Annotated in this window: 28 protein-coding genes; 21 read left to right on the top strand and 7 right to left on the bottom strand. The window is 62.2% G+C overall.

From position 1 onward, the window contains the following. Positions 1-108 precede the first annotated feature (108 nt). The 4 genes from EB235_RS26075 to EB235_RS26060 all read left to right on the top strand — a co-directional run bounded on the left by EB235_RS26075 (position 109) and on the right by EB235_RS26060 (position 2400). The gene (locus tag EB235_RS26075; RefSeq protein WP_027034521.1) at positions 109-690 is read left to right on the top strand and encodes a TetR/AcrR family transcriptional regulator; all 582 of its coding nucleotides are present in this window, start codon (positions 109-111) and stop codon (positions 688-690) included. Then, a complete protein-coding gene (locus tag EB235_RS26070) occupies positions 687-1523 on the top strand; it encodes a DMT family transporter (protein WP_027034522.1) in 837 nt (278 codons plus the stop codon). Before EB235_RS26075 ends, EB235_RS26070 begins: the two co-directional genes overlap by 4 nt. Beyond that, positions 1520-1708 (top strand): hypothetical protein, encoded by a 189-nt coding sequence (locus EB235_RS26065; protein ID WP_155256498.1) that lies wholly within the window; start codon positions 1520-1522, stop codon positions 1706-1708. Before EB235_RS26070 ends, EB235_RS26065 begins: the two co-directional genes overlap by 4 nt. Before the next feature lie 77 nt (positions 1709-1785). Continuing rightward, complete coding sequence (locus EB235_RS26060; protein ID WP_027034524.1) at positions 1786-2400, top strand: LysE family translocator; 615 nt, start codon at positions 1786-1788, stop codon at positions 2398-2400. Between the two features lie 7 nt (positions 2401-2407). Here EB235_RS26060 and EB235_RS26055 read toward each other — a convergent pair whose 3' ends face one another. Next, complete coding sequence (locus EB235_RS26055; protein WP_027034525.1) at positions 2408-2719, bottom strand: transcriptional regulator; 312 nt, start codon at positions 2717-2719, stop codon at positions 2408-2410. 534 nt (positions 2720-3253) lie between these two features. On the opposite strand from EB235_RS26055, the gene EB235_RS26050 reads away from it, so the two are divergent. Continuing rightward, positions 3254-3718 (top strand): hypothetical protein, encoded by a 465-nt coding sequence (locus EB235_RS26050; RefSeq protein ID WP_032926124.1) that lies wholly within the window; start codon positions 3254-3256, stop codon positions 3716-3718. 422 nt (positions 3719-4140) lie between these two features. Continuing rightward, positions 4141-4737 (top strand): glutathione S-transferase family protein, encoded by a 597-nt coding sequence (locus tag EB235_RS26045; RefSeq protein ID WP_027034527.1) that lies wholly within the window; start codon positions 4141-4143, stop codon positions 4735-4737. Positions 4738-4800: 63 nt separating this feature from the next. Here the strand turns inward: EB235_RS26045 and EB235_RS26040 are convergent, their stop codons facing one another. After that, positions 4801-5463 (bottom strand): outer membrane protein, encoded by a 663-nt coding sequence (locus EB235_RS26040; protein WP_027034528.1) that lies wholly within the window; start codon positions 5461-5463, stop codon positions 4801-4803. A gap of 413 nt (positions 5464-5876) precedes the next feature. On the opposite strand from EB235_RS26040, the gene EB235_RS26035 reads away from it, so the two are divergent. The 6 genes from EB235_RS26035 to EB235_RS26010 all read left to right on the top strand — a co-directional run bounded on the left by EB235_RS26035 (position 5877) and on the right by EB235_RS26010 (position 11019). Next, positions 5877-6641: an SDR family oxidoreductase gene (locus EB235_RS26035; RefSeq protein WP_027034529.1), complete on the top strand. Its 765-nt coding sequence runs from the start codon at positions 5877-5879 to the stop codon at positions 6639-6641. Next, positions 6638-8719 carry an excinuclease ABC subunit UvrC gene (uvrC, locus tag EB235_RS26030; RefSeq protein ID WP_027034530.1) on the top strand — a complete coding sequence of 694 codons (2082 nt, stop codon included), beginning with the start codon at positions 6638-6640 and terminating at the stop codon, positions 8717-8719. Before EB235_RS26035 ends, uvrC begins: the two co-directional genes overlap by 4 nt. A gap of 97 nt (positions 8720-8816) precedes the next feature. Beyond that, positions 8817-9413, top strand: coding sequence for a CDP-diacylglycerol--glycerol-3-phosphate 3-phosphatidyltransferase (pgsA, locus tag EB235_RS26025; RefSeq protein WP_027034531.1), 597 nt, complete (start codon positions 8817-8819; stop codon positions 9411-9413). Between the two features lies 1 nt (position 9414). After that, a complete protein-coding gene (moaD, locus tag EB235_RS26020; RefSeq protein WP_027034532.1) occupies positions 9415-9672 on the top strand; it encodes a molybdopterin converting factor subunit 1 in 258 nt (85 codons plus the stop codon). Positions 9673-9677: 5 nt separating this feature from the next. Further along, positions 9678-10157, top strand: coding sequence for a molybdenum cofactor biosynthesis protein MoaE (locus EB235_RS26015; protein WP_027034533.1), 480 nt, complete (start codon positions 9678-9680; stop codon positions 10155-10157). A 97-nt stretch (positions 10158-10254) separates the two neighbouring features. After that, positions 10255-11019 carry a YbaY family lipoprotein gene (locus EB235_RS26010; RefSeq protein WP_027034534.1) on the top strand — a complete coding sequence of 255 codons (765 nt, stop codon included), beginning with the start codon at positions 10255-10257 and terminating at the stop codon, positions 11017-11019. A gap of 5 nt (positions 11020-11024) precedes the next feature. On the opposite strand, the gene EB235_RS26005 is transcribed toward EB235_RS26010, so the two are convergent. Further along, positions 11025-11828: a helix-turn-helix domain-containing protein gene (locus tag EB235_RS26005; protein WP_027034535.1), complete on the bottom strand. Its 804-nt coding sequence runs from the start codon at positions 11826-11828 to the stop codon at positions 11025-11027. A gap of 176 nt (positions 11829-12004) precedes the next feature. Here EB235_RS26005 and EB235_RS26000 point away from each other — a divergent pair, with 176 nt between their 5' ends. After that, positions 12005-12379 carry a hypothetical protein gene (locus EB235_RS26000; protein WP_027034536.1) on the top strand — a complete coding sequence of 125 codons (375 nt, stop codon included), beginning with the start codon at positions 12005-12007 and terminating at the stop codon, positions 12377-12379. A 24-nt stretch (positions 12380-12403) separates the two neighbouring features. Then, entirely contained in the window at positions 12404-13210 is an 807-nt protein-coding gene (locus EB235_RS25995) for an alpha/beta fold hydrolase (protein ID WP_032926125.1), read from the top strand. Positions 13211-13275: 65 nt separating this feature from the next. Here the strand turns inward: EB235_RS25995 and ndk are convergent, their stop codons facing one another. After that, entirely contained in the window at positions 13276-13698 is a 423-nt protein-coding gene (ndk, locus tag EB235_RS25990) for a nucleoside-diphosphate kinase (protein WP_027034537.1), read from the bottom strand. Positions 13699-13926: 228 nt separating this feature from the next. On the opposite strand from ndk, the gene EB235_RS25985 reads away from it, so the two are divergent. Next, positions 13927-14199, top strand: a complete 273-nt coding sequence (locus tag EB235_RS25985; protein WP_080681114.1) for a DUF2934 domain-containing protein — start codon at positions 13927-13929, stop codon at positions 14197-14199. Positions 14200-14209: 10 nt separating this feature from the next. Here the strand turns inward: EB235_RS25985 and EB235_RS25980 are convergent, their stop codons facing one another. Then, positions 14210-14902: a glutathione S-transferase family protein gene (locus EB235_RS25980; protein WP_027034539.1), complete on the bottom strand. Its 693-nt coding sequence runs from the start codon at positions 14900-14902 to the stop codon at positions 14210-14212. Between the two features lie 67 nt (positions 14903-14969). Between EB235_RS25980 and EB235_RS25975 the strand changes: the two genes are divergently transcribed. Both EB235_RS25975 and EB235_RS25970 read left to right on the top strand, forming a co-directional pair. Beyond that, a complete protein-coding gene (locus tag EB235_RS25975) occupies positions 14970-15482 on the top strand; it encodes a DinB family protein (protein WP_027034540.1) in 513 nt (170 codons plus the stop codon). 229 nt (positions 15483-15711) lie between these two features. Continuing rightward, positions 15712-16341: a hypothetical protein gene (locus EB235_RS25970; RefSeq protein ID WP_027034541.1), complete on the top strand. Its 630-nt coding sequence runs from the start codon at positions 15712-15714 to the stop codon at positions 16339-16341. A gap of 86 nt (positions 16342-16427) precedes the next feature. Here EB235_RS25970 and EB235_RS25965 read toward each other — a convergent pair whose 3' ends face one another. Both EB235_RS25965 and EB235_RS25960 read right to left on the bottom strand, forming a co-directional pair. After that, a complete protein-coding gene (locus EB235_RS25965; RefSeq protein ID WP_027034542.1) occupies positions 16428-17018 on the bottom strand; it encodes a GNAT family N-acetyltransferase in 591 nt (196 codons plus the stop codon). Between the two features lie 66 nt (positions 17019-17084). Beyond that, on the bottom strand, positions 17085-18041 hold the full coding sequence (locus EB235_RS25960) for a LysR substrate-binding domain-containing protein (RefSeq protein ID WP_027034543.1): 957 nt from the start codon (positions 18039-18041) through the stop codon (positions 17085-17087). A 110-nt stretch (positions 18042-18151) separates the two neighbouring features. On the opposite strand from EB235_RS25960, the gene EB235_RS25955 reads away from it, so the two are divergent. The 4 genes from EB235_RS25955 (at position 18152) to EB235_RS25940 (ending at position 20770) form a co-directional block, all read left to right on the top strand. Next, complete coding sequence (locus EB235_RS25955) at positions 18152-18988, top strand: hypothetical protein (RefSeq protein WP_027034544.1); 837 nt, start codon at positions 18152-18154, stop codon at positions 18986-18988. A 45-nt stretch (positions 18989-19033) separates the two neighbouring features. Then, positions 19034-19960, top strand: coding sequence for a DMT family transporter (locus EB235_RS25950; RefSeq protein WP_027034545.1), 927 nt, complete (start codon positions 19034-19036; stop codon positions 19958-19960). Next, complete coding sequence (locus EB235_RS25945) at positions 19953-20156, top strand: hypothetical protein (protein ID WP_027034546.1); 204 nt, start codon at positions 19953-19955, stop codon at positions 20154-20156. The genes EB235_RS25950 and EB235_RS25945 overlap by 8 nt, the downstream gene beginning before the upstream one ends. 161 nt (positions 20157-20317) lie before the next feature. After that, positions 20318-20770 carry a MucR family transcriptional regulator gene (locus EB235_RS25940; protein ID WP_080680995.1) on the top strand — a complete coding sequence of 151 codons (453 nt, stop codon included), beginning with the start codon at positions 20318-20320 and terminating at the stop codon, positions 20768-20770. Positions 20771-20828 lie beyond the last annotated feature (58 nt).

Raw genomic sequence — 20828 nt, 5'->3', positions numbered from 1 at the left:
CGCGCCTGCGGCCGGATTGGCCGCAGGCGTTTTTCGTGCCGTGTTGACAGAAGGCGTGATCCGTCGCATAGGTATGAGACAGACCTGTCTCATCACTTGGTGCGCGCCATGACGCCGTCTCCTCTTTCCGACAAACGCCAGCATGTCGTCGAAACCGCCTACGCGCTGTTTAAGCGCGCCGGCTTCCATGCCACCGGCATAGACCGGATCATCGCCGAGGCCGAAGTGGCCAAGATGACGATGTACCGCCATTTCCCCAGCAAGGACGAACTGATCGTCGCGGTACTCGACTATCGTGCCAGGCGTTTTGACGATCAGCTCGACCGGCTTGCCCTGAAGGACATCACGCCGGAGCAGAAAATCGCTGAGATTTTCGACTGGCATGGGCGCTGGTTCCGCAGCCCCGATTTTCATGGCTGCCTGTTCGCCCATGCGCTGGCCGAGTTCGGTGATCCCCGGCATCCGGTGTTCGAGGCTGTTTCCCGGCAGAAGAATGGCCTGAGGCAGCGCATGCAGTCGATCCTTGCGGAGGTGATGCCGCGCGAGCGAGCCGAGAGCGTCGCGGCGACGCTGTTGATGCTGATCGAAGGGGCGACCCTGATGGCGCAGATGGGGCAGCCGGATACCGCCCTTCGTGAAGCCCGCAAGGCCGCCCTGGACATCGTCGCCGCCGCGCGCAGGCCGCAATGAGCCCGCTGGTCATCGGGCTCGCGCTGTTCGCGGCGATCCTGCATGCAAGCTGGAACGCCTTCCTGCGAACTGGAGCCGACAGGTTGTGGACCGTCACCGTCATGAGCTTCTCCAGCACCGCGCTCGCCATTCCCCTGGCAGTCTTCAACGGCTTTCCAGCCACATCAGCCTGGCCCTATGTCGCCCTCTCGGCTGGCCTGCAGGTCGGCTACAGCGTGTTTCTGGTGGCTGCCTACCAATATGGCGAACTGGGGCAGGTCTATCCGATTGTTCGCGGCAGTGTGCCTCTGCTTGTCACTCTCGGCGGCTTGCTGTTCGCCGGTCAGCAGATCACCATTCCTGAGGCCGTGGGTGTTGCCCTAATCGGCGGTGGCATCATGGGGCTTTCGCTTGGGCGTGGAAGAGCGGCCACGACGTCGATCCTCTATGCGCTGGCGACGGGGACAATCATCGCCGCCTATGCGACGGTCGATGCCATCGGCGTTCGTGTGGCGGGTAATGTCGGCGCCTACACAGCCTGGGTCCTGCTGGCCTACGGCGCATTGCTGCCGGCGACCTTCGTCGCTCATCGCGGCCGGCTCATTGTCGACCCGCGAGCGCCGGAAACCCGCAAGGCTTTGGGCGGCGGGCTGTTCGCGCTTCTGGCCTATGGCGTCGTGGTTGCGGCCTTCGCGCTCGGGCCTGCCGGTCCGATCACCGCGATCCGCGAGACCAGCGTCGTCTTCGCGGCCTTCATCGGCCGGCTGTTTCTCGGCGAGACGCTAACGCCCCGTAGGGTCGGCGCCTGTGCCGTCGTCGCGCTCGGCGCCATCTGCCTCGGCTATCAGCCGTGACGATAATGCATGCACCTGTCGGCACGCGCAGCGCCACGATTGACAATGGCCTGTTGGCGATACTGGCGGTTAACTGCGGCTCGGGTCTCGCAGGGCTTGCCTATTCGGTGTTGGGGTGGAGCGGCACCTGCCTGTTCGGCGTGGCCTCCGCGGCAGCCGCGCTGCTGCTGTCGCGAAGGCGCTGAATTTTTCGGGCTATCGCCCGCAGGCAAATCGGCTAACCCTCTCACCCGAGAGCAACGCGTCACTTTCGGGAGCCTTCATGGACCTTGCCACCATCCTTGCCTTCGCGGCCGCCTTCTTCGTGTTCGCCGCCAGCCCTGGCCCCGACAACATGACGATCGTCGCCCGCACGATCTCCAGCGGCGCGGCGTCGGGCATTGCCTATGGCGCCGGCACCGTTGTCGGCATCCTCATCTTCCTGATGCTCGCTGCCTTCGGCCTGTCGATCATCGCTGCCAAGATGGCATTCGTCATGACGGTGCTTCGCTACGGCGGAGCGGCCTATCTGGTCTGGATGGGCATCAAGCTCTGGACGGCCGCGCCCGTCGTGCCGGAGTTGCAGCCTGTCTCGGGGCGGCGTGGGCTGCTGACTATCTTTGCCACGGGTGTCGCGCTCAATCTCGGCAATCCGAAAATGCCGCTGTTCTATGTGGCACTGCTGCCCAACGTCGTCGGGGCCTCGCTCACATCAGCGCATCTCGGCATCCTGGTGGCTGTGATCCTGGCTGTCGAAATTGTGGTGATCGGCGGGCATGTGATTCTCGCCGGCCGCGCCCGCAATCTGTTGCGCACGCCCAGGATCGTACGCCGGGTCAACCGCGCGGCAGGCGGCGTGATGATCGGCGCCGGCATCGCCGTGGTCGCAACGCGCTGAGGCAGTGCTATTTCCTGCGTTGTGCGGGCTCGGCCTGATCAATGATCTTGCGAAGAAAGGCAATGTGGCCGCGAAAGGCCCGCCGCCCAATCGTTGTTGCCTTGACCCGTGTCTGCGGCCGTCGCCCGACGAACAGCTTTTCAATATCGACGTAGCCCGCTCTGGCCAGCGTATCGAGATGTGCCCCGAGATTTCCATCAGTGGTGTCGATCATCGCCCTCAACTGGGTGAACTCCAGTGCCTCGCGCCTTTCCAGCGTGTTCAGCACGGCCATGATCCTGAGCCGTGTGCTCTGGTGGATAATGTCGTCAGCGCTCATCTAGAGGCTCCAATGCGGAAAAGCCTTGGGCTGTGGCCATATATGGCCAGGCGATTCGCGAGCAGCGTCATTGCTTTCAGGGGGTCGAAATCGAAGCAGACTCGTTGTTGGTACAGAATACTCTGCCAAGCAGATTTATCTGTCAACCGTTCGCCGAGCGACGGAAGCGGCTTGACAAGGTGATCTTCAGATCGGTCGTCGCATAGCACATGGACCGTTCGCCTACAGAAGATGATCGCCTCGATGAGACGGCAGGTCATGATATTCACGACCGAGGATCATGCGTGAAGCTGCTCGCTAATCTTTGCAGCTTCATGGTGGCGTCGCATCGAGAATGCCGGTGTCAATTGCTGATGGCATCAGAAGATCAACAGAGGATTTTTGCGATGACGAGTGCGATCATGTGCGGATCTCAACCAAAATTTAAGCTGAGAAAATCATACCATTGCTTCGCTGGCTAGCGAGCCGCGAGTCAGATATGCATTGCGCGCCGGGGTCATTCACGGCCATCGGCATAACGTGAAGGGGCATGACATGGCTAAGCAGTCATCTAAAGCGCCGGCATCCAAGGCACCGGCAAAGAAAGCACCTGCAAAAGCAGTCGCGGCGAAGGCCGCAACGGCAGTGAAGAAGGCAGCGCCTGCGAAGGCGGCGGCAAAGCCCGCAGCCAAGCCCGCAGCCAAGGCAGCACCGGCAAAGAAGCCGGCGGCAGCCAAGGCTGTGGCAAAACCCGCGGCCAAGAAGGCAGCACCCGCCAAGGCAGCGGCAAAGCCGGCGGCCAAGGCAGCACCGGCGAAGAAGCCAGTGGCCAAGGCGGCGGCAAAACCTGCGGCCAAGAAGGCAGCGCCTGCCAAGGCTGCGGCAAAGCCTGCCGCGAAGGCAGCGGCAAAGCCGGCTGTGAAAGCAGCAGCGGCCGCGACAAAGCCCGCGGTGAAGAAAGCCGCCGCGCCGAAGGCCAAGGCAGCGCCTGCGAAGGCGAAGGCTCCGGCCAAGAAGTAGACCGGGTCGTTGGGGCGTCGCGTGTCCTTCGGACTCCGCAAAGGACGCTCTGACGCTCTGGGTCGAAGCATATCCGGCAGCGGGTTCAGCCCTCGGGGCTGAGCATCGGGAAGGGGCCGAGGGGCAAGCAGAGCGAGGCGCGCCAGTTGGCTGCCTCGCTCGCCCGATCTGGTTCTCCCCTTGCCGTGTTGGCGAAGGTCCCGGCACAATGCCTGGGGCGTGTGAAGCGCGACGCAGGTCTGATTCCGCTCAGCCTGTTTCCGTCGCCTGCGTGTGATTTGCAGCGTAACAGCCAGTAGGCTTGTCGTGATGCCTGGGCGGAAACCGCGACCGGTTTCTGGCGGTAGCTTTTTTGCGTTCTGGCGGTTGATCGCAAGTGCCTGTCCAGTCAACACTGAGCGTCTGCAAACAGGAAGCCGATCATGCCGAAGCTGCTCTACGCATCCACCTCTCCCTACAGTTCCAAGGTAAGGATGGCCGCGGCCTATGCCGGCATCGCCATCGATCTGGTTGCGGTCAAGACCGAGGACAAACCGGTCGAACTGATCGGCGCCAATCCGCTCGGCAAGATCCCCGTGCTGGTGCTCGACGATGGCCGTTCGGTCTACGACAGCCGCGCCATCACCCAGCATCTCAACCGGATTTCGAAGAACGCGCTGTTTCCACGCAATCCCGACAAGCGGCTGGAAGCGGAAGTGCTGGAGGCGCTGGCCGACGGCATCTGTGACTGCGCACTGTCGATGGTCTATGAGCGCCGCACGCGGCCAGACGAGATGGTTTATCAGCCCTGGCTCGACCGCCAGTGGGCAAAGATCGCGGCAGCACTCGACCTGCTCAATGCCAACCCGCCGAAACTGCCCAAGAAGATCACGGCCGGCCAGATGGCGTTGCGTGCCTGTCTTGGTTACCTTTCGTTGCGCTTCGCCGGCAAATGGGAAAAGGGCCGTGGCCGTCTGACCCGCTGGGCAGCGCGCTTCGACGAAAAGTTTCCCAAGCTGAAGTCGGCTATCCCGGGCTGAAAGGCAGGGCACAAAAAAAGCCGGGCGCGAGGCCCGGCTTTTTCGTGTCGTGGCTTGAACGACTTAGAACTTCATACCGACGCCGAAGGTGACGCGGTTGTCGGTGGCCTTGACCTTGCCGATACCGTCGAAGCTCTTCGAGCCGAAGTCGGTGTAGCGATACTCGACACGGCCGAACACATTGTCGGTCAGCTTGATGTCGGTGCCAAGACCAGCAGTCCAGCCGAGCATGGTGGCGCGGTCTGAACCGAAGGTGGTGTCTTCCACCTTCAGGCTTCTGCCGGCGAGACCGCCGGTGCCATAGAGCAGGATCTCCGGGGTCACGGCGTAGCCGAGACGGGCACGCAGCGAGCCTTCGAAGCCGGCTTTGGAATTGACGCCGTTATCGTCACCCTTGACGCCGTTGTAGCCGAGTTCGGCTTCACCGCCGTACACGAAGTTCTCCTGCTGCCACTGATAGCCGCCGAAGACGCTGCCGACGAAGCCCTTGGTGCCAACGTCAACGTTGTCGACACCGAGATCCTTCTCCTTGGTGTGGCCGCTGAAGCCATAACCAACATTGATACCGGCATAAGGGCCAGCCCAGGACGCCACAGGAAGTTCAGCAATCGGCGCGGGTGCCGGCGGCTCTTCCTGAACGACGTCCGCGGCATAAGCGGTTCCACCCAGGGCGAAGAGCCCGAGCGCGACGGCCAGCGGCCGTGCGAATTTAAGATTGGCTTGCATTGTTCTTTACTCCTTAAGCCACAGGACACAGGCTTGTTTCTCACGATCGCCATCAACCCGTCCGGGGGGTGAAACGGATCTGGCGTTCGTCGGTTCCAAATGTCGTGTCAAAATGCGGCTGAAGCGAACCTGAACTTGGGTCATTCCCCGGCGCGAATGAGGCGGAACCTTGACGTTGCATCTTCGCAACAGCGAAATGTCAGCAGCCACTTCGTGCTGCACTGCACACCGCTTGGTGCAAGGAGTCCAGCGCCCTATATTGTGGTCCAGCGGTTCCGAGTCCAGGACGAGTCGCGATGCCGAACCGGGCGTTTCGCCACAATGCTGCCCCAGGTGCGAATGCCGTTTAACGCATGCGAAGCCATATTTCGTCGGCGTCGTGTTTTCGGGCCAAAATTGAGGATTGACAACAGATGAGCAAAGCCACTGCCGCGGCGCTGGTGACGGGCGGGGCGAAACGGATCGGCAAGGCAATTGTCGAAGACCTTGCCGGCCATGGTTTTGCAGTCGCCATCCACGCCAACGGCTCGCGCGATGAGGCGAATGTGGTGGCCGCTGGGATCAACCAGTCTGGCGGCCGCGCCGCGGTGGTAGGCGCCGATCTGACCGATATGGACGCCGTCAGCGACCTCGTCGGCCAGGCGGAAGCCGTGCTGGGGCCGATCTCGCTGCTGGTCAACAACGCTTCGCTTTTCGTCGACGATTCGGTCGAGGATTTCGACTGGCAGGCCTGGGACCGCCACTTTGCCATTCACGTGAAAACCCCGGCGCTGTTGGCGCAGAACTTCGCCCGCTCCTTGCCGGAAGGGCAGGAGGGGCTGATCGTCAACATCATCGACCAGCGCGTCTGGCGGCCGACGCCGCGCTACTTCTCTTATGCGCTGTCCAAATCCGCTTTGTGGACGCAAACGCAGATGTTGGCGCAGGCGCTCGGCCCGCGCATCCGCGTCAACGCAATCGGTCCGGGTCCGACGCTGAAGAATGTGCGCCAGGATGATTCCGATTTTGACGCACAGCTGGCTGGCCTGATCCTGAAGCGCGGCCCGGAATTGCCGGAATTCGGCGCCACCATCCGCTATCTCTGGGATGCGCGCTCCGTTACCGGCCAGATGATCGCGCTCGATGGCGGCCAGCATCTTGCATGGCAGACGCCCGATGTGACAGGCATGGCGGAATGAGTCCTCTAGACCAAAAGAACAAGCCGCGCGGCGGCGCCGATGATCTTCCTCCCGAAATCGACCTCGAGGATGAGGCGCTCGAGGAGATCATCGAACCGATCGGCCCGGATGTCGCGTTCACGGCCATCGACTGGACGCCGCATGCCGGCGATGCCGAAGGCTTGGTCGGCGCCGAGGTGATCCAGACGCTGGTCAAGCGGCTGCCCAATGCGCCTGGCGTCTACCGCATGATGAACGCCGCCGGCGACGTGCTCTATGTCGGCAAGGCGCGCAGCCTGAAGAAGCGTGTCACCAACTACGCGCAAGGCAGATTCCACACCAACCGTATCGGCCGCATGGTGCGCGAGACGTCGACGATGGAGTTCGTCGTCACCCGCACCGAGATCGAGGCGCTGCTGCTCGAAGCCAATCTTATCAAGCGCTTGCGGCCGCGATTCAATGTGCTGATGCGCGACGACAAGTCGTTTCCATACATCCTTTTGACCGGCGACCATGTTTCGCCCGGCATCTACAAGCATCGCGGCGCGCGCTCGCGCAAGGGCGACTATTTCGGCCCGTTTGCCTCGGCCGGCGCCGTCGGCCGCACCATCAATTCGCTGCAGCGCGCCTTCCTGCTGCGCAGCTGCACCAACTCCTTCTACGAAAACCGCACCCGGCCCTGCCTGCTCTACCAGATCAAGCGCTGCGCCGGCCCGTGTACCGGCGAAATCTCGCATGACGGCTATGCCGAGCTGGTCTCCGAGGCGAAGGATTTTTTGTCTGGCCGCAGCCAGAAGGTGAAGACCGAAATCTCGGCCGCCATGCAGCAGGCGTCGCAAGACCTCGATTTCGAACGCGCCGCCATCTATCGCGACCGGTTGGCCGCCCTGTCGCATGTGCAGAGCCATCAGGGCATCAACCCGGCGACCGTCGAAGAGGCCGATGTCTTTGCCATCCATCAGGAGGGCGGCCAGGTCTGCATCCAGGTGTTCTTCTTCCGTACCGGCCAGAACTGGGGCAACCGCGCCTATTTCCCCAAGGCTGACCCGGCGCTGGAGGCGGCTGAAGTGTTGGGCTCCTTCCTGGCGCAGTTCTATGACGACAAGCCGACGCCGCGTAACATTCTCCTGTCGCACACCGTCGAGGATCAGGAATTGCTGGCTGAGGCGCTCTCCACCCGCGCCGGCCGCAAGGTGGCGATCTCGGTACCGCAGCGCGGCGAGAAGAAAGACCTGACCGACAACGCCCTTCAGAACGCCCGTGAGGCGTTGGGCCGCAGGCTGGCTGAAACGTCGACGCAAGGCAGGTTGCTGGCCGGTTTCGCCGAGACTTTCGGCCTCGCCAAGCCGCCGGTGCGCATCGAAGTCTACGATAACTCGCACATTATGGGCACCAATGCCGTCGGTGCCATGGTCGTCGCGGGACCGGAAGGTTTCGTGAAAAACCAGTACCGGAAATTCAACATCCGCTCGACCGAGATCACGCCGGGCGACGATTTCGGCATGATGCGCGAGGTGATGGAGCGGCGCTTTTCGCGATTGCTCAAGGAGCATGGCGACGTTGTCGTGGCCGACGATGCGGCTGGCGAGGCGATGGCAGCCGAAGCGGGCGATGATATCGAAGACGACATCTCCGGGAACTTCCCGGCCTGGCCCGATGTCATCCTGATCGACGGCGGCCAGGGCCAGATGACGGCGGTGCGCAAGATCCTCTCGGATCTTGGCATTGAGGATCGCGTCGTCGCCATCGGCATTGCCAAGGGCCAGGACCGCGATGCCGGCCGCGAGCGTTTTTTCGTCAGGGGCAAGGACTCGTTTTCACTGCCCGTGCGCGACCCCGTGCTTTATTTCGTCCAGCGGCTGCGCGACGAGGTCCACCGCTTTGCCATCGGCTCGCACCGGGCCCGCCGCAAGAAGGAGATGGTAAAGAGCCCGCTCGACGAGATCGCTGGCATCGGTCCCGGCCGCAAGCGGGCGCTGCTGCTGGCGTTCGGCACCGCCAAGGCGGTAAGCCGTGCGGCAATCGAGGACCTGCGGAAGGTGGACGGCATTTCCGAACAGGTGGCGAAACTGGTCTACAACCACTTCCACGAAAGCTGAAAAATCCGGCACTTTCATCTGGCCAGTCGAATCTGGCCTGTTGACCCCCTACATTGGCTTCTGATTTGAGTACGCAGGCAGAAAGAGTCTACCAGACATGGCCAAGCGCGCGTTCAACCTGCCCAACATGCTGACCTACGCCCGCATCGTCGCGGTGCCGTTGGTCGTGCTGTGCTTTTTCCTCGAAGGCCATCTGAAATCGAGCGACTTCGCGCGCTGGTCGGCGCTGATCATCTTCCTGCTCGCCTCGGTCACCGATTACCTGGACGGCTATCTGGCACGCGCCTGGCAGCAGACTTCCAACATCGGCAAGATGCTCGACCCGATTGCCGACAAGCTGTTGGTGGCCACCTGTCTGCTGCTGTTGGCTGCCGACACCGACCGCCATGCCGGCATTGCCGGCTGGTCGTTGTGGGCGGCGATCATCATCCTGTGCCGCGAAATCTTGGTCTCGGGCCTGCGCGAATATCTGGCCGCACTCAAGGTTTCGGTGCCGGTGACGCAGTTGGCCAAATGGAAGACTGCCATCCAGATGGTCGCCATCGCCTTCCTGCTGGCGGGACCGGCCGGCGACAAGATCTTCCCGCTGACCACGCAGACCGGCCTGGTGCTGCTGTGGATCGCGGCACTCGTGACGCTCTACACCGGCTACGACTATTTCCGCGCCGGCCTCAAGCACATCATGGACGAGTGAGATGACGACCCGCCTGATCTACTTTGCCTGGGTGCGTGAACGGATCGGCATGCCTGAAGAGGATGTCGAATTGCCCGCCGGCATCGAGACGGTCGCCGACCTCTTGCGCTGGCTGCAATCGCGCGGCGAAGGCTACGAGCACGCGCTGCAATATCCCGACGTGATCCGCGTTGCCATCAACCAAGAACATGTCGATCACCGCGAGAAGATAGCGGGCGCACGCGAGATCGCGCTGTTCCCGCCGATGACCGGGGGCTGACACCGATGTCGGCCGTCCCGGTGCCGAGCGTACGCATCCAGCGCCAGGATTTCGACGTCGCCGCCGAGATTGCCGCACTGACGCAAGGCCGCGCCGACATCGGCGCGGTAGTCACTTTCTCCGGCCTTTGCCGCGACGAGCAGGGCGCGCTCTCGGCACTTGAGCTCGAACACTATCCCGGGATGGCGGAGGCCGAGATCGGCCGCATCGCCGCTGAGGCGGTTCAGCGCTGGCCACTGCAAGGCCTCACCGTCATCCATCGCCATGGCAAGATCGCGCCGGGACAGAACATCGTGCTGGTGGTGGCCGCCTCGGCGCATCGCCAGGCCGCATTCGAAGCGGCTGATTTCCTCATGGATTATCTGAAGTCGCGTGCACCCTTCTGGAAGAAGGAGCATCGCACCGATGGCTCCGAAGGCGGCTGGGTCGAGGCCAAGGAAGCCGACGCCCTCGCTGCCGGGCGCTGGAAGTCGCCGTCTGAATAAATCCCTGTCGCAGCCATGCATTGACCGCAATCCTTTGGCCAATTGCGCGAGGTTGATCAGCCTGGGCATTGGCAGTCCGGGCCAAGGTAGGTGGTTCATGCTGGACAGACTCGCTGAGTTCTTCGTCTTCGGCTTTGTTCCCTTGGTCATCGGAATCCTGGCGGTGCCGGAACAGTCTGCGGCCGCCGAAACGGCGGTGCGAGGCGAGGTGATCTATCGCGAACGCATCGCCTTGCCGCCCAGTGCCGTGCTTTCCGTCCAGCTTGCCGATATCTCGCTGGCCGACGCGCCGGCCAAGATTATCGGCGAGCAGACGATCAAGCCCGCCGGCCAGGTACCGATCAGTTTCGAGATCAAATTCGACCCATCGGTGATCCGGTCGCAGATGACCTACGCGCTGCAGGCCCGCATCACCGTCGACGGCAGGCTGATGTTCATTTCCGATGTGCGCCATCAGGTCGATCCGCTCACCGACGCGCCGCAGACCATCATGCTCAAGATGGTCCCTGCAAGCACCGAGCCGACGGCTTCCGTCTTTGGCCAGCTCTGGGTGGTCGATTATATCGACGGCATCGGCGCTATCACCGCGCCGCAGGCGACGTTCAGGGTCAGTGAGGCCGGCAAGGCCGGCGGCAGTGGCCCCTGCAACACCTATTTCGCCACCGCCAAGGTTGACGGCCAGGCGATCGCCATCAGCGAGATCGGCTCGACCTACAAGGCCTGCGCGCCGGAGGTCATGGCCGAGGAAAAGGCGTTGTTCGATGCGTTGGCCAAGGCGGCATCCTACAAGGCCGATGCCGGCAAGCTCGCTATATCAGACAAGGACGGCCGCGAGATCCTGCGCTTCAGCGCGGCAAGCTGATTGCATCACGCCGCAGCCGTTTCCTTGACCATGGTCTTCACGATCTCGATGGTCGGGTCGTCGGCCGGAAACAGCATTTCGAGCGCAAGTTCCGCCAGCGTCACGTCGTTGGGTGTGCCGAAGACGGTCGTGGTGTTGAGGAAGGACACGTTGCCGAGGCGCGTTGCGATGCGCAGCGGCGTTGCCAGCCGCTGCGCCGCGTCCAGCCCTTCCGCCGCGTCGGATCCGGCCGGCAGGGGATAGGCCATCACTTCGGCCAGCAGGCCCTGGATGACCGGATCGGCGCGCGCCTCCATCTGCTGGCGCAGGACATGCACCGTATGCGCGCGCCAGGCGGCGAAGTTCAGGATGCGCGGACCCATGCCGGCCGGATGCAGGATGAGGCGCACGGCGTTGACCGGGCTGCGCATCAGATCATCAGAGCATCCCTCATAGAGCTGCGGCAGCGCCGCGTTCGACAGCACCACCTTCCAATGGCGGTCGACGGCGAAGGCCGGATAGGGCTTGTGCGCCTGCAGGACGCTGTCGATCGCCTTTCTGGCAGCCTCCAGCTCCGCCAGCGACCGCTCCTGGAAGCCGGGTGCAAAGCCGGCCGCAAGCAGCAGCGTGTTTTGATCGCGCAGCGGCACGGCAAGGCATTCGGCCAGCCGTACGATCATCTCCCGGCTTGGCCGCGAGCGTCCGGTTTCTAGATAGGAAAGATGCCGGGTCGAACTGTCCGCCGCCAAAGCGAGATCGGTCTGCGTCATCCGACGCTGCTCGCGCCAGCGCCGAAGCAGAACGCCGAAGGGTGTCTGGTGCAGTGTCATTGCCGGACCCTAGCGCGCACGGCGGCTGCGGTTCAATGACCTGGAGGGTCAAATTCACGGTGACCTCGCAGTCGCTTTTTGACCTCTGAGGTCATGGATTTTGCTCGTCGACCCGGCGAATTCTCCATCCCAAGACACGGCGCATTGCCGCTCTCGCAACCCGATGGAGTGAAATCATGACCAGGTCCATAAATGCCCAGGCGTTGGCCGCCCGCTATGTCGCCGTGTGGAACGAGACGGACGCCGAGCGTCGCCGCACGGGCATTGCAGACCTTTGGGTGCCTGACGGTGAGCACTATGTCGGCGAACGCGCCGTGCTCGGCTACGAGGCGCTCGAGGCGCGGGTGCGCGGATCGCACGAGAAGAATGTCCGCGACGACGGCAACCGCTTCCGCGCCGCCGCGAATGCCCGCCTGCTGCACGACGTCGTCACTTTCACCTGGGAGATGCTGCCGGCCGACAGCGACACCGTACTGGCGACCGGTCTCGAAGTCCTAACAGTCAACGCCGAGGGCCGCATCCTGGTCGACTACCAGTTCGTCCCGGCCTGAACGCCGAAACCCAGGAGACGAAAAATGCCTTTCATCACCACGACCGACGGGACGCAGCTCTATTGGCGCGAATGGGGGCAGGGGCAGCCGATGCTGTTCCTCAGCAGCCTCGGCTTCGGCAACCAGATGTGGGACTACCAGATAGCGGCCTTCGCCGAGCAAGGGTTCCGCTGCATCGCATTCGACCGGCGCGGTCATGGTCGTTCCGATCACCCGGCGCGGGGTTACGATCACGATACTTTAGCCGACGATGTTGCCACGCTGATCGAGCAACTGGATCTCTCCGGCATCACCCTGGTCGGTCATTCGATGGCGGGTGGCGAGGCGGTGCGCTATATCAGCCGGCACGGCAATGATTGCGTCAAGCGGCTCATCCTGCTGGCGCCGATGACGCCGATGCTGCTCAAGACGCACGACAATCCAGGTGGCGCGCCGCGGGAAGGTTTCGAGGCCTTGTGGGCGTCGTGGAAGCACGACTATCCGAAATGGGTGGCCGACAACATCGCACCGTTCTTCATTCCGGAGACGTCGCCCGCCATGCTGCGCTGGGGCTACACCCTGGTGCAGGTTTCCGTTCCCGTGGCGCTCGCCTGTAGCCGCGACATGGTCGAGCAGGATTTTCGCGCCGAATTGCGTGAAATCACGCTGCCGACCTTGCTCATCCATGGCGACCGCGACCGCTCAGCGCCGATCGAACTGACCGGCATACCGTCGGCGAGACTAATCCCGGATTGCCGCTTCCTCGTCTATGAGGGCGCACCGCACGGCATCATGTACACGCATATGGACCGGCTGCATGCCGATATGCTGCAGTTTGTGCGCGAGACCTGACCGTTCGCCAATGGAAAAGGCCGGCGAAACGCCGGCCTTTTCGCATGGGAAATTACAGCGCCGGCTCAGCCGACAATCTCGGTGTCCGAGAACCAGTACTTGATCTCTTCCGCCGCGGTCTCCGGTGCATCGGAGCCGTGCACCGAATTCTCGCCGATCGACAGCGCGTGCACCTTGCGGATGGTGCCTTCGGCGGCGTTGGCCGGGTTGGTGGCGCCCATCACTTCGCGGTTCCTGGCAATGGCGTTCTCGCCTTCCAGCACCTGGACGATCGTCGGCGCCGACGACATGAACTCAACCAGTTCGCCGAAGAACGGCCGCTCCTTGTGGACGGCGTAAAAACCTTCCGCCTCGCGGCGGCTCATCCACACGCGGCGCGAAGCGATGACGCGCAGACCGGCATCTTCGAGCATCTTGGTGATGGCGCCGGTGAGGTTGCGCCGGGTCGCGTCCGGCTTGATCATGGAGAAGGTGCGTTCGAGCGCCATGGGTCGTCCTTGTCTGAGAATGGAGATTGGAGTGGCGGGCTCTATACAAGTCGCCCGGCCCATTGCCAAGGCCCGATGGGCAGGGAGCGCGAGCGAAGCGCCGGGGGACTGCACGTTTCTGTGTCAGGCCGGCGCCGAGGAGACGACATCGGATGGCTGTAAAGCGATGCTTTGCTTGCTATAGTGGGGTTTCGGCGCCGCGCTGAAGTCGGCCCGAATGGAGACAATATGACCATGACAGACGATCGCCAGGAGCGCATTCGCAACCGCGCACATCAGATCTGGCAGCAAGAAGGGCAACCGGCCGGTCAACACGAGCGCCATTGGCACCAGGCGGCAGCCGACGTCGACCTCGAGGATGCCACGGGCAAGTCGGCCAAAAAGCCATCCAAAAAGGCAGCCGGCGCCGGCAAGGCAAAGGCCGAGCCCAAGGAAGCCGAGGCCAAGGCGGCAAAGGCAGCCAAAAAGCCTGGCAAGCCGAAGAAGGCAGCAGCCAAGTAGCCCTACGGCGTCACGCCGCCGCGGCAACCTTTCGTCCCAGCCCGCCATGCAGGTCGAGGCAGCGGGCGAACCATTGCGCCACCACGTCGCTATCGTCGAGCAGCTTGTAAGGCGAGGCGATGCGTGCCCATTGCAGTGCACCGAAGACGATATAGTCGGCAAACAGCGGCGCCGAACCGCCGATGAAGGGCTGATAGCCGAGCATCGAACGCAGCGGCTCAAGCGAAGTCCGGAAAGCTGCCAGGCCGGCGTCGCGCGCCGCGACGACGTCTTCCAGCTGCTTGCCGAAGCGCTGCTCCCGGCTCTGGCGGAAATACACGGCGTTCTCCTCGTCCTGCATGGCATGGAGGTCCACGAGCGCTGCAGTGGTGACGTAGGGGTGGATTGTCAATTGCGACCAGCGCTCGATGAAGCGCGCCATCGCCTTGCCGCCGTCGCCGCCAAACAGCGTTGGCCGACCCGGGTAGGCCTCGTCGAGATAGAGCGCGATAGCGAAGGAATCGATCACGACCTTGTCGCCGTCGCGGATCACCGGGACGGTTTTCGAAGCACCGCCTTCGATGGTGGGAACGTCGAGAAAACGCGTCGGTGCGGTTGAGATATCGAGCCCCTTGTGCGCCAGCGCCATGGTTGCCTTCCAGCAATGCGGACTGAACGGGCGGCTCTCGTCACGCCCGACGAGATCGTAAAGCAGAATGGTCATTGGCGCGGGTCCCTTTGCGGTCTAGGTATCGCTCCCAACACCCCGAAACGGGCGCGGCGGAGAAGAGATGAAACAGCACTTCATGATGTTTGCGGCGTACAATCAATGGGCCAATAGCCGCATCTATGATGCCGCCGCCGATCTTGATGATGAAGAATTCAATCGCGACGTCGGCGCCTTCTTCCGCTCGCTGATGGGCACGCTCAACCATCTGCTCGCAGCCGATCGCATCTGGATGAAGCGCTTCACCGGCGAAGGCGACGCGCCGACGGCGCTGGACGTCATATTGTACCGGGCCTTGCCCAGCCTGAGGATGGCGCGCGAGGCCGAGGATCGGCGGATCATCGACTGGCTCGCTGGCTCGAGCGACAAGGCGCTGTCGGGCCGCTTCACCTATATGACCGTGTCGGACATGCGCACTGTCTCGCAACGGCTGGCGCCCGCGCTGGCGCATGTCTTCAACCACCAGACCCATCACCGCGGCCAGGCGCATATGATCCTGACGGTTCTGGGCCGCTCTTCCGTGCCGCTTGATCTGGCGCATTTCCAGCGCACCGAGGAAGGGCGCGCATATGCCTGATTTCGGTCTGTGAATTCGCCACGGATTTTGTAGAAGTCATGATTTTGAGAAAAATTATATAGAAGTTCTTTTATCAAAAGTAAAAAATACGATATCTGGCGTTTTTCAATATAAAAAATAAAGAAACTAAAACACTTCCAAGAACGTTCATGTGTTGCATGCAGCGTATCGGTCGCATATCGGCCTTTTGCTGCAATGAAGAAAATAGAGTGACCACGTGGAGAGTGTCATGGCTAGAATCTGCAAAAGTATCGCCGGCGCGCTGGCGAGTGGTACAATCATCATTGTTCTTTCCCTGCCGGCGATCGCTGGTGGTGGGATTGGCGTCGGTGTCGGCGCCTCGGTGGGCGGTAGCGGCGGTGTCAATGCCGGCGCTGGCGCTTCGATCGGCGGCAGCGGCGGCATCAGTGCCGGTGCCGGCGCTTCCGTCGGTGGCAGCGGTGGCGTCAACGCCGGAGCCGGCGCCAATGTCGGCGGCTCGAACGGCGTCAGCGCCGGGCTCGGCGCCTCGGTCGGCGGCAGCGGTGGTATCAATGCCGGCGCCGGCGCCAATGTCGGTGGAACCGGCGGCGTCACCGCCGGGCTCGGTGCCAATGTCGGCGGCACGGGCGGCATCGGCGTTGGTGTCGGCGTGGGCATCGGTGGTGGCACCAATCCCAGCAACCCGTCGAACCCCAGCAATCCGTCCAATCCCAGCAACCCAAGCAATCCCAGCCATCCTAATCTGCCGGGCGTGGTGGCTCAGATGTCGGATGGCAAGATCGCGCGGATGAAGAAGCGCTGTGCCGACGTGCTCAGCAGCGAAGGCACCTATGATCGCGACCTGCGGCAGCTTTGCCTGCTGATCGCGAGGCGCTGATAGGCGGTAGGATTCAAATCAAGAATGAGGGATGCGGTCCGCTCCGGCGGACCGCATTATGACTGGCACCGGCAATGGCCAGCCGGCTATCGCCGCATTTTCTGCTGCAGCATGGCCTTCACATCAGGCCATTCGGAATCGATGATGCTGAATCGGACGGAATTGCGCTTTCGGCCGTCCGGCATGATCCGCTCATTGCGAACGATCCCTTCCTGTTTTGCCCCTATCCGCAGAATGGCCGCTCGCGACGCTTCGTTCAGTTCATCCGTGGTGAATTGCACCCGCACACACGCCATGACCTCGAAAGCATGGGCCAGGAGAAGGTACTTTGTCTCGGTATTGACCCCTGATCGCTGGGATGAACTGCTGAGCCATGTATGCCCAATCTCCAGCTTTCTGTTCGTGCGATCGATCTTCCAGAACCGCGTACTGCCGCAGATCAGCCCGGTGCGGCGCAGGACGATGGCATAAGGCAGGACGGTCCCGGCCTGTCGTCCGGCGAGGGCGTTGGCAATATAGCCATCGATCGTAGCTGGCCCTGGGACCACGGTGGCCTTCAGGTTCCACAGCTCGCCGTCGGCGGCTGCACTCAGAAGCCCTTCCGAATGCTCCGGCTGAAGCGGCTCGAGTTCAACGATTTCGCCGACCAAGGCGGGTTGCCCGGATTGGGCGTCCATTAAACGATCGTCCTCAATTTTTCTGGCTGGTGGTCATCGGGCGACAATCAACGGCTGATCCGAGTTTCAGACAGCCAAAGCCAAGTCGCTGATTTCGCTATCCACTTGGCGCTGCGTCAGAGCGGCTTCCGTCATGACCCATTGCTTGAACAACAGCACCTTGCGTGCGGCAAGGCTCTTTGGCGGAGAGACAAAATACCAACCGGCGCTATTCGGATGGTGGACGGCAAAGGGAGCGACCAGCCTTTCGGCGCGGATGTCGCTCGCCATATAGGCACGGTTGGCGACAGCGAAGCCCATCCCGGCATTGGCCGCCTCGTAAGACATCATGCAGGAGTCGAAATAGATGCTCTTGGTCTCGCTGAGCACGAAGCTGGCGCCGGCGAAGCCTAGCCAGGATTGCCAGTTCTGGGTGCAGGTGTCGGAATGCAGCAGCGTGAAGTGCTGGAGGTCGTCCGGTGTCACCTTCGACATCGGCTTGTCGCCGAGAACCTCATGGAACAGCTTGGGGCTGCACACCGGTGTAAGGTCTTCCCGAAACAGCAGGTCGGACGGCAGCCCGTTGAAGTGGCCGTCGCCATAGCGGATTTCGAGATCAAAGTCGGAGGTCGTGAACTCATGCGTCGCGTAGGAGGTCGAGACCCGCATCACGATATCGGGATGTTGCCGCTGGAACGACGGCAGGCGCGGGAACAGCCAGCGCGCGGCAAACGTCGGCAGCACGGATATCTTCAGCACATGCTCCTGCGATTGCCCGGTCGCTTCCATGCTGGCGGCGACGATCCGCTCCAGCGCCTCGCGAACGCGCGACACATAAGTCTCGCCCTCCGGCGTCAACGACACCGCATTGCCGCCACGCTGGAAAATCTTGAAGCGCAGCTGGTCCTCAAGGCTTTTGACGCGCTGGCTGACCGCCGAGGCGGTGATAAACTGCTCTTCGCCGGCACGCGTGAAATTGCCGTGCCTCGCAGCACTCTCCACGATTTTCAGCGAATTGAGGTTGACCTGACTGAGCAGACGCACGGTTTCGACCTTAAGCTGGGCTTACTCTAGCACCAGCATTCCTAATTTTACAGGGGGGGCTAATTTAATCGACTGTTTACCAAGTGTTGCCCCCCACTTGGAGAAGTAGAATGAACGCCCATACAATTCCCGAACTCCGCTATGCGATGAGCAGAGAAGCCATCATCGGCCACGACACCGCCTGGAAAGTGTCGAGCTTCGGCGTCGCCCAATATCTGCACGGCTATGACCCGGCCCTGCTTGCCGCGATCGAGGAGGCCGCCTTGAAACTCAAGGCCAGCCATGCCGTGCACAAGCACCTCGATCTGACCTTTATCACTGGCGCTGACCGTTTCATCCCCGAAATCAAGGAGTTGCTGCACGACAAGCTGCGCCTGGAGCGGCTGTCCGACATGATGGGCACCAAGCTTGAGCCCTATCCGCTGTCGATCGTCGGTTCGACCGTCACGTTCATGAATCCGAGGGATGGCGCGGTCGAATGGCATTGCGACGGCGTTCCGGTCACCGAACTCATTCCGCTGTCGATCAGCGATCCGCTGGTCGGCGGTCACCTCGAAATTTATTGCGACGACTCCGAGACCGGCCGCGCCATCCTCGAATCCGGCCGCGAGATCCCGCGCAACCGCATCATGCGCATCGATCACAAGATGAAGTACGCGACGCTCGGGCAATTCCTTGGCGTCCTGCATCGCACGGCGCCGATCCAGTATGGCGAGCGCGTTACCCTGGTGCTCAACCAGCGTTCGGTGGCCAAGCCCTATGTCGACGATAACAGAATGTTCTATCTTGCCGCCGACAACGACCAGGATCGCGAATGGGTCAACGAGCTGGCCGAAGATGTCTGGACCAACCAGCTGCCGGCCTATCGCCGGTTCGAGGCGGAGCATCCCACGCCCGCCGCCGCTGCCGAAGCACAGTTTCCCAGCGGAGCCAGGGAATCATGGTAGCCAACCATGATCCCAAAAGGTGGGGACCTGTTTTCGGACGCGATCATGGTCAAGCCCGGAGATAGAGCCCCCCGCCGATACTTTCAGCACGGATCAGGCTCGATATCCGCGCTGGTCTTTGCCGCGGGCGCGGTGGCTTTGTGGTCGACCAATGCCTTGGTCGGCAAATCCCTGCTCGCAAACCATCCGGTGTCGCAGGTGCAGTTCCTGCAATTTGTGGGAGCTGCACTGGTCTTCGGCTTGATCCGGTTCATGAGCCGGGATGGAGCACCGCCGGTCGCTGCCAGAGCCGCGCTTGCACCGCTCGCTGTCGGCTTCATCGGTCTGGTCGGCACCATGGTGCTGCAATACATTGCCTTCGCCTCGATGCCGGTGATCGAAGCGAATCTCGTGGCCTACACTTGGCCCTTGATGGTTGCCGCGGCAGTGATCGTCTTCGAAAATCCCCGGCGTCCGGCTCTGTTGGGCGTTGCCGCGATCCTTGGGTTCGTCGGCGTCGCGCTGGTGATTTCGGGCGGGCGTGACCACACCTGGCTCCAAGGCGATCTCGTAGGCTATTTCGCCGCGTTCGGGTCCGCGCTGTGCATGGCTTTCTATTCGCTGATGGTGGGCCGGCTCGCCACTTCGCCGGAGCGCCTGTTGCTGCCCTCGTCGCTGGTCGGCGTCGTCTTGACGCTTGTGTGGTCCGCTGGCGAAGGCGTTGCCTGGCCCGCCGGAACGGATCTCGCCCTCGGGCTGTATCTCGGCGCTGGCCCAATGGGGCTGGGTTATTACTTCTGGTCGCGCGCCTTGAAGCTCGAAGGCAGTGGCAAGGTCGCCGTCATCGCCTATCTCACGCCGATTGCTTCGACGCTGCTGCTGACCCTGTCCGGCGAACGGCTGACGGCGACCGCGATTACTGGAGCCGTCCTGGTCATCGGCAGTTGTATTGCGGTCGGCCTGCAACGTTCGGAGGCGCAAGACTATGTTTGACGACAATGAACGTCTCGCCAGGCAGGAAGCGCATTGGCTGCTCAAGGAATTCGGTGCCGACGCATCGCTTTACGCCGCGATGAAGGCCGAAAAGGCGATTGAACAGAAGGATTTCGGGCGTTGCGCTCGCTGGAAACGTATTCTTGAGATATTGGCCGAGGGCCAGACAGCCAAGTCTGCTGTCTCCAAGTATTAGATTTTCTAATTTGCGCGACGTCGATTTCCCAGAAAGATAGTTGACGTCAAGTCTTGATTCGTTTTGCGACTTGGCGGTCCGTTGAGGGGCTCGGTTAAAGAGATACATCGACAAAAGTCTTCGCTGGGGTGGATGACTTTGTCGCAAATAGGGTGAAAGAATTGTCAAATATCGATGATAAGACCGTTATCGAGCTAACGGCCGATATTGTCTCGGCCTATGTCGGCAACAATCCGCTTCCGGCTTCCGGCTTGCCTGACCTGATTGCCAGCGTCAGCGCCTCGGTTCGAAAGCTGGCAGGTGCGGCCGTCGTGGAAAGCCCGAGCCTGGTTCCGGCTGTCAATCCGAAAAAGTCGGTGTTTCCCGACTACATCGTCTGCCTGGAGGACGGAAAGAAGTTCAAGTCGCTCAAGCGACACCTCAGGACAGACTATGGTTTGAGCCCGGACGACTATCGGGCCAAATGGGGTTTGCCGCCGGACTATCCGATGGTTGCTCCGAATTACTCGGCGACCCGGTCGGCGCTGGCGAAGTCGACAGGGCTTGGCCGCAAGCCGGCAGCGGCACCGGCCGTCGTGGCCAAGGCGACAAAACGCAGCAAGGCCACTGCCTGAGGCCCTCTGGCCGGTAGGCAAGCAACTGCCGGCTGCCCAATAACCGGCTGCTTGACGG

The organism is Mesorhizobium loti R88b (assembly GCF_013170845.1).
Taxonomy (GTDB): domain Bacteria; phylum Pseudomonadota; class Alphaproteobacteria; order Rhizobiales; family Rhizobiaceae; genus Mesorhizobium; species Mesorhizobium loti_B.
The sequence above is the reverse complement of the archived record's forward strand: the minus strand, read 5'-3'. Positions and strand labels throughout refer to the sequence as shown.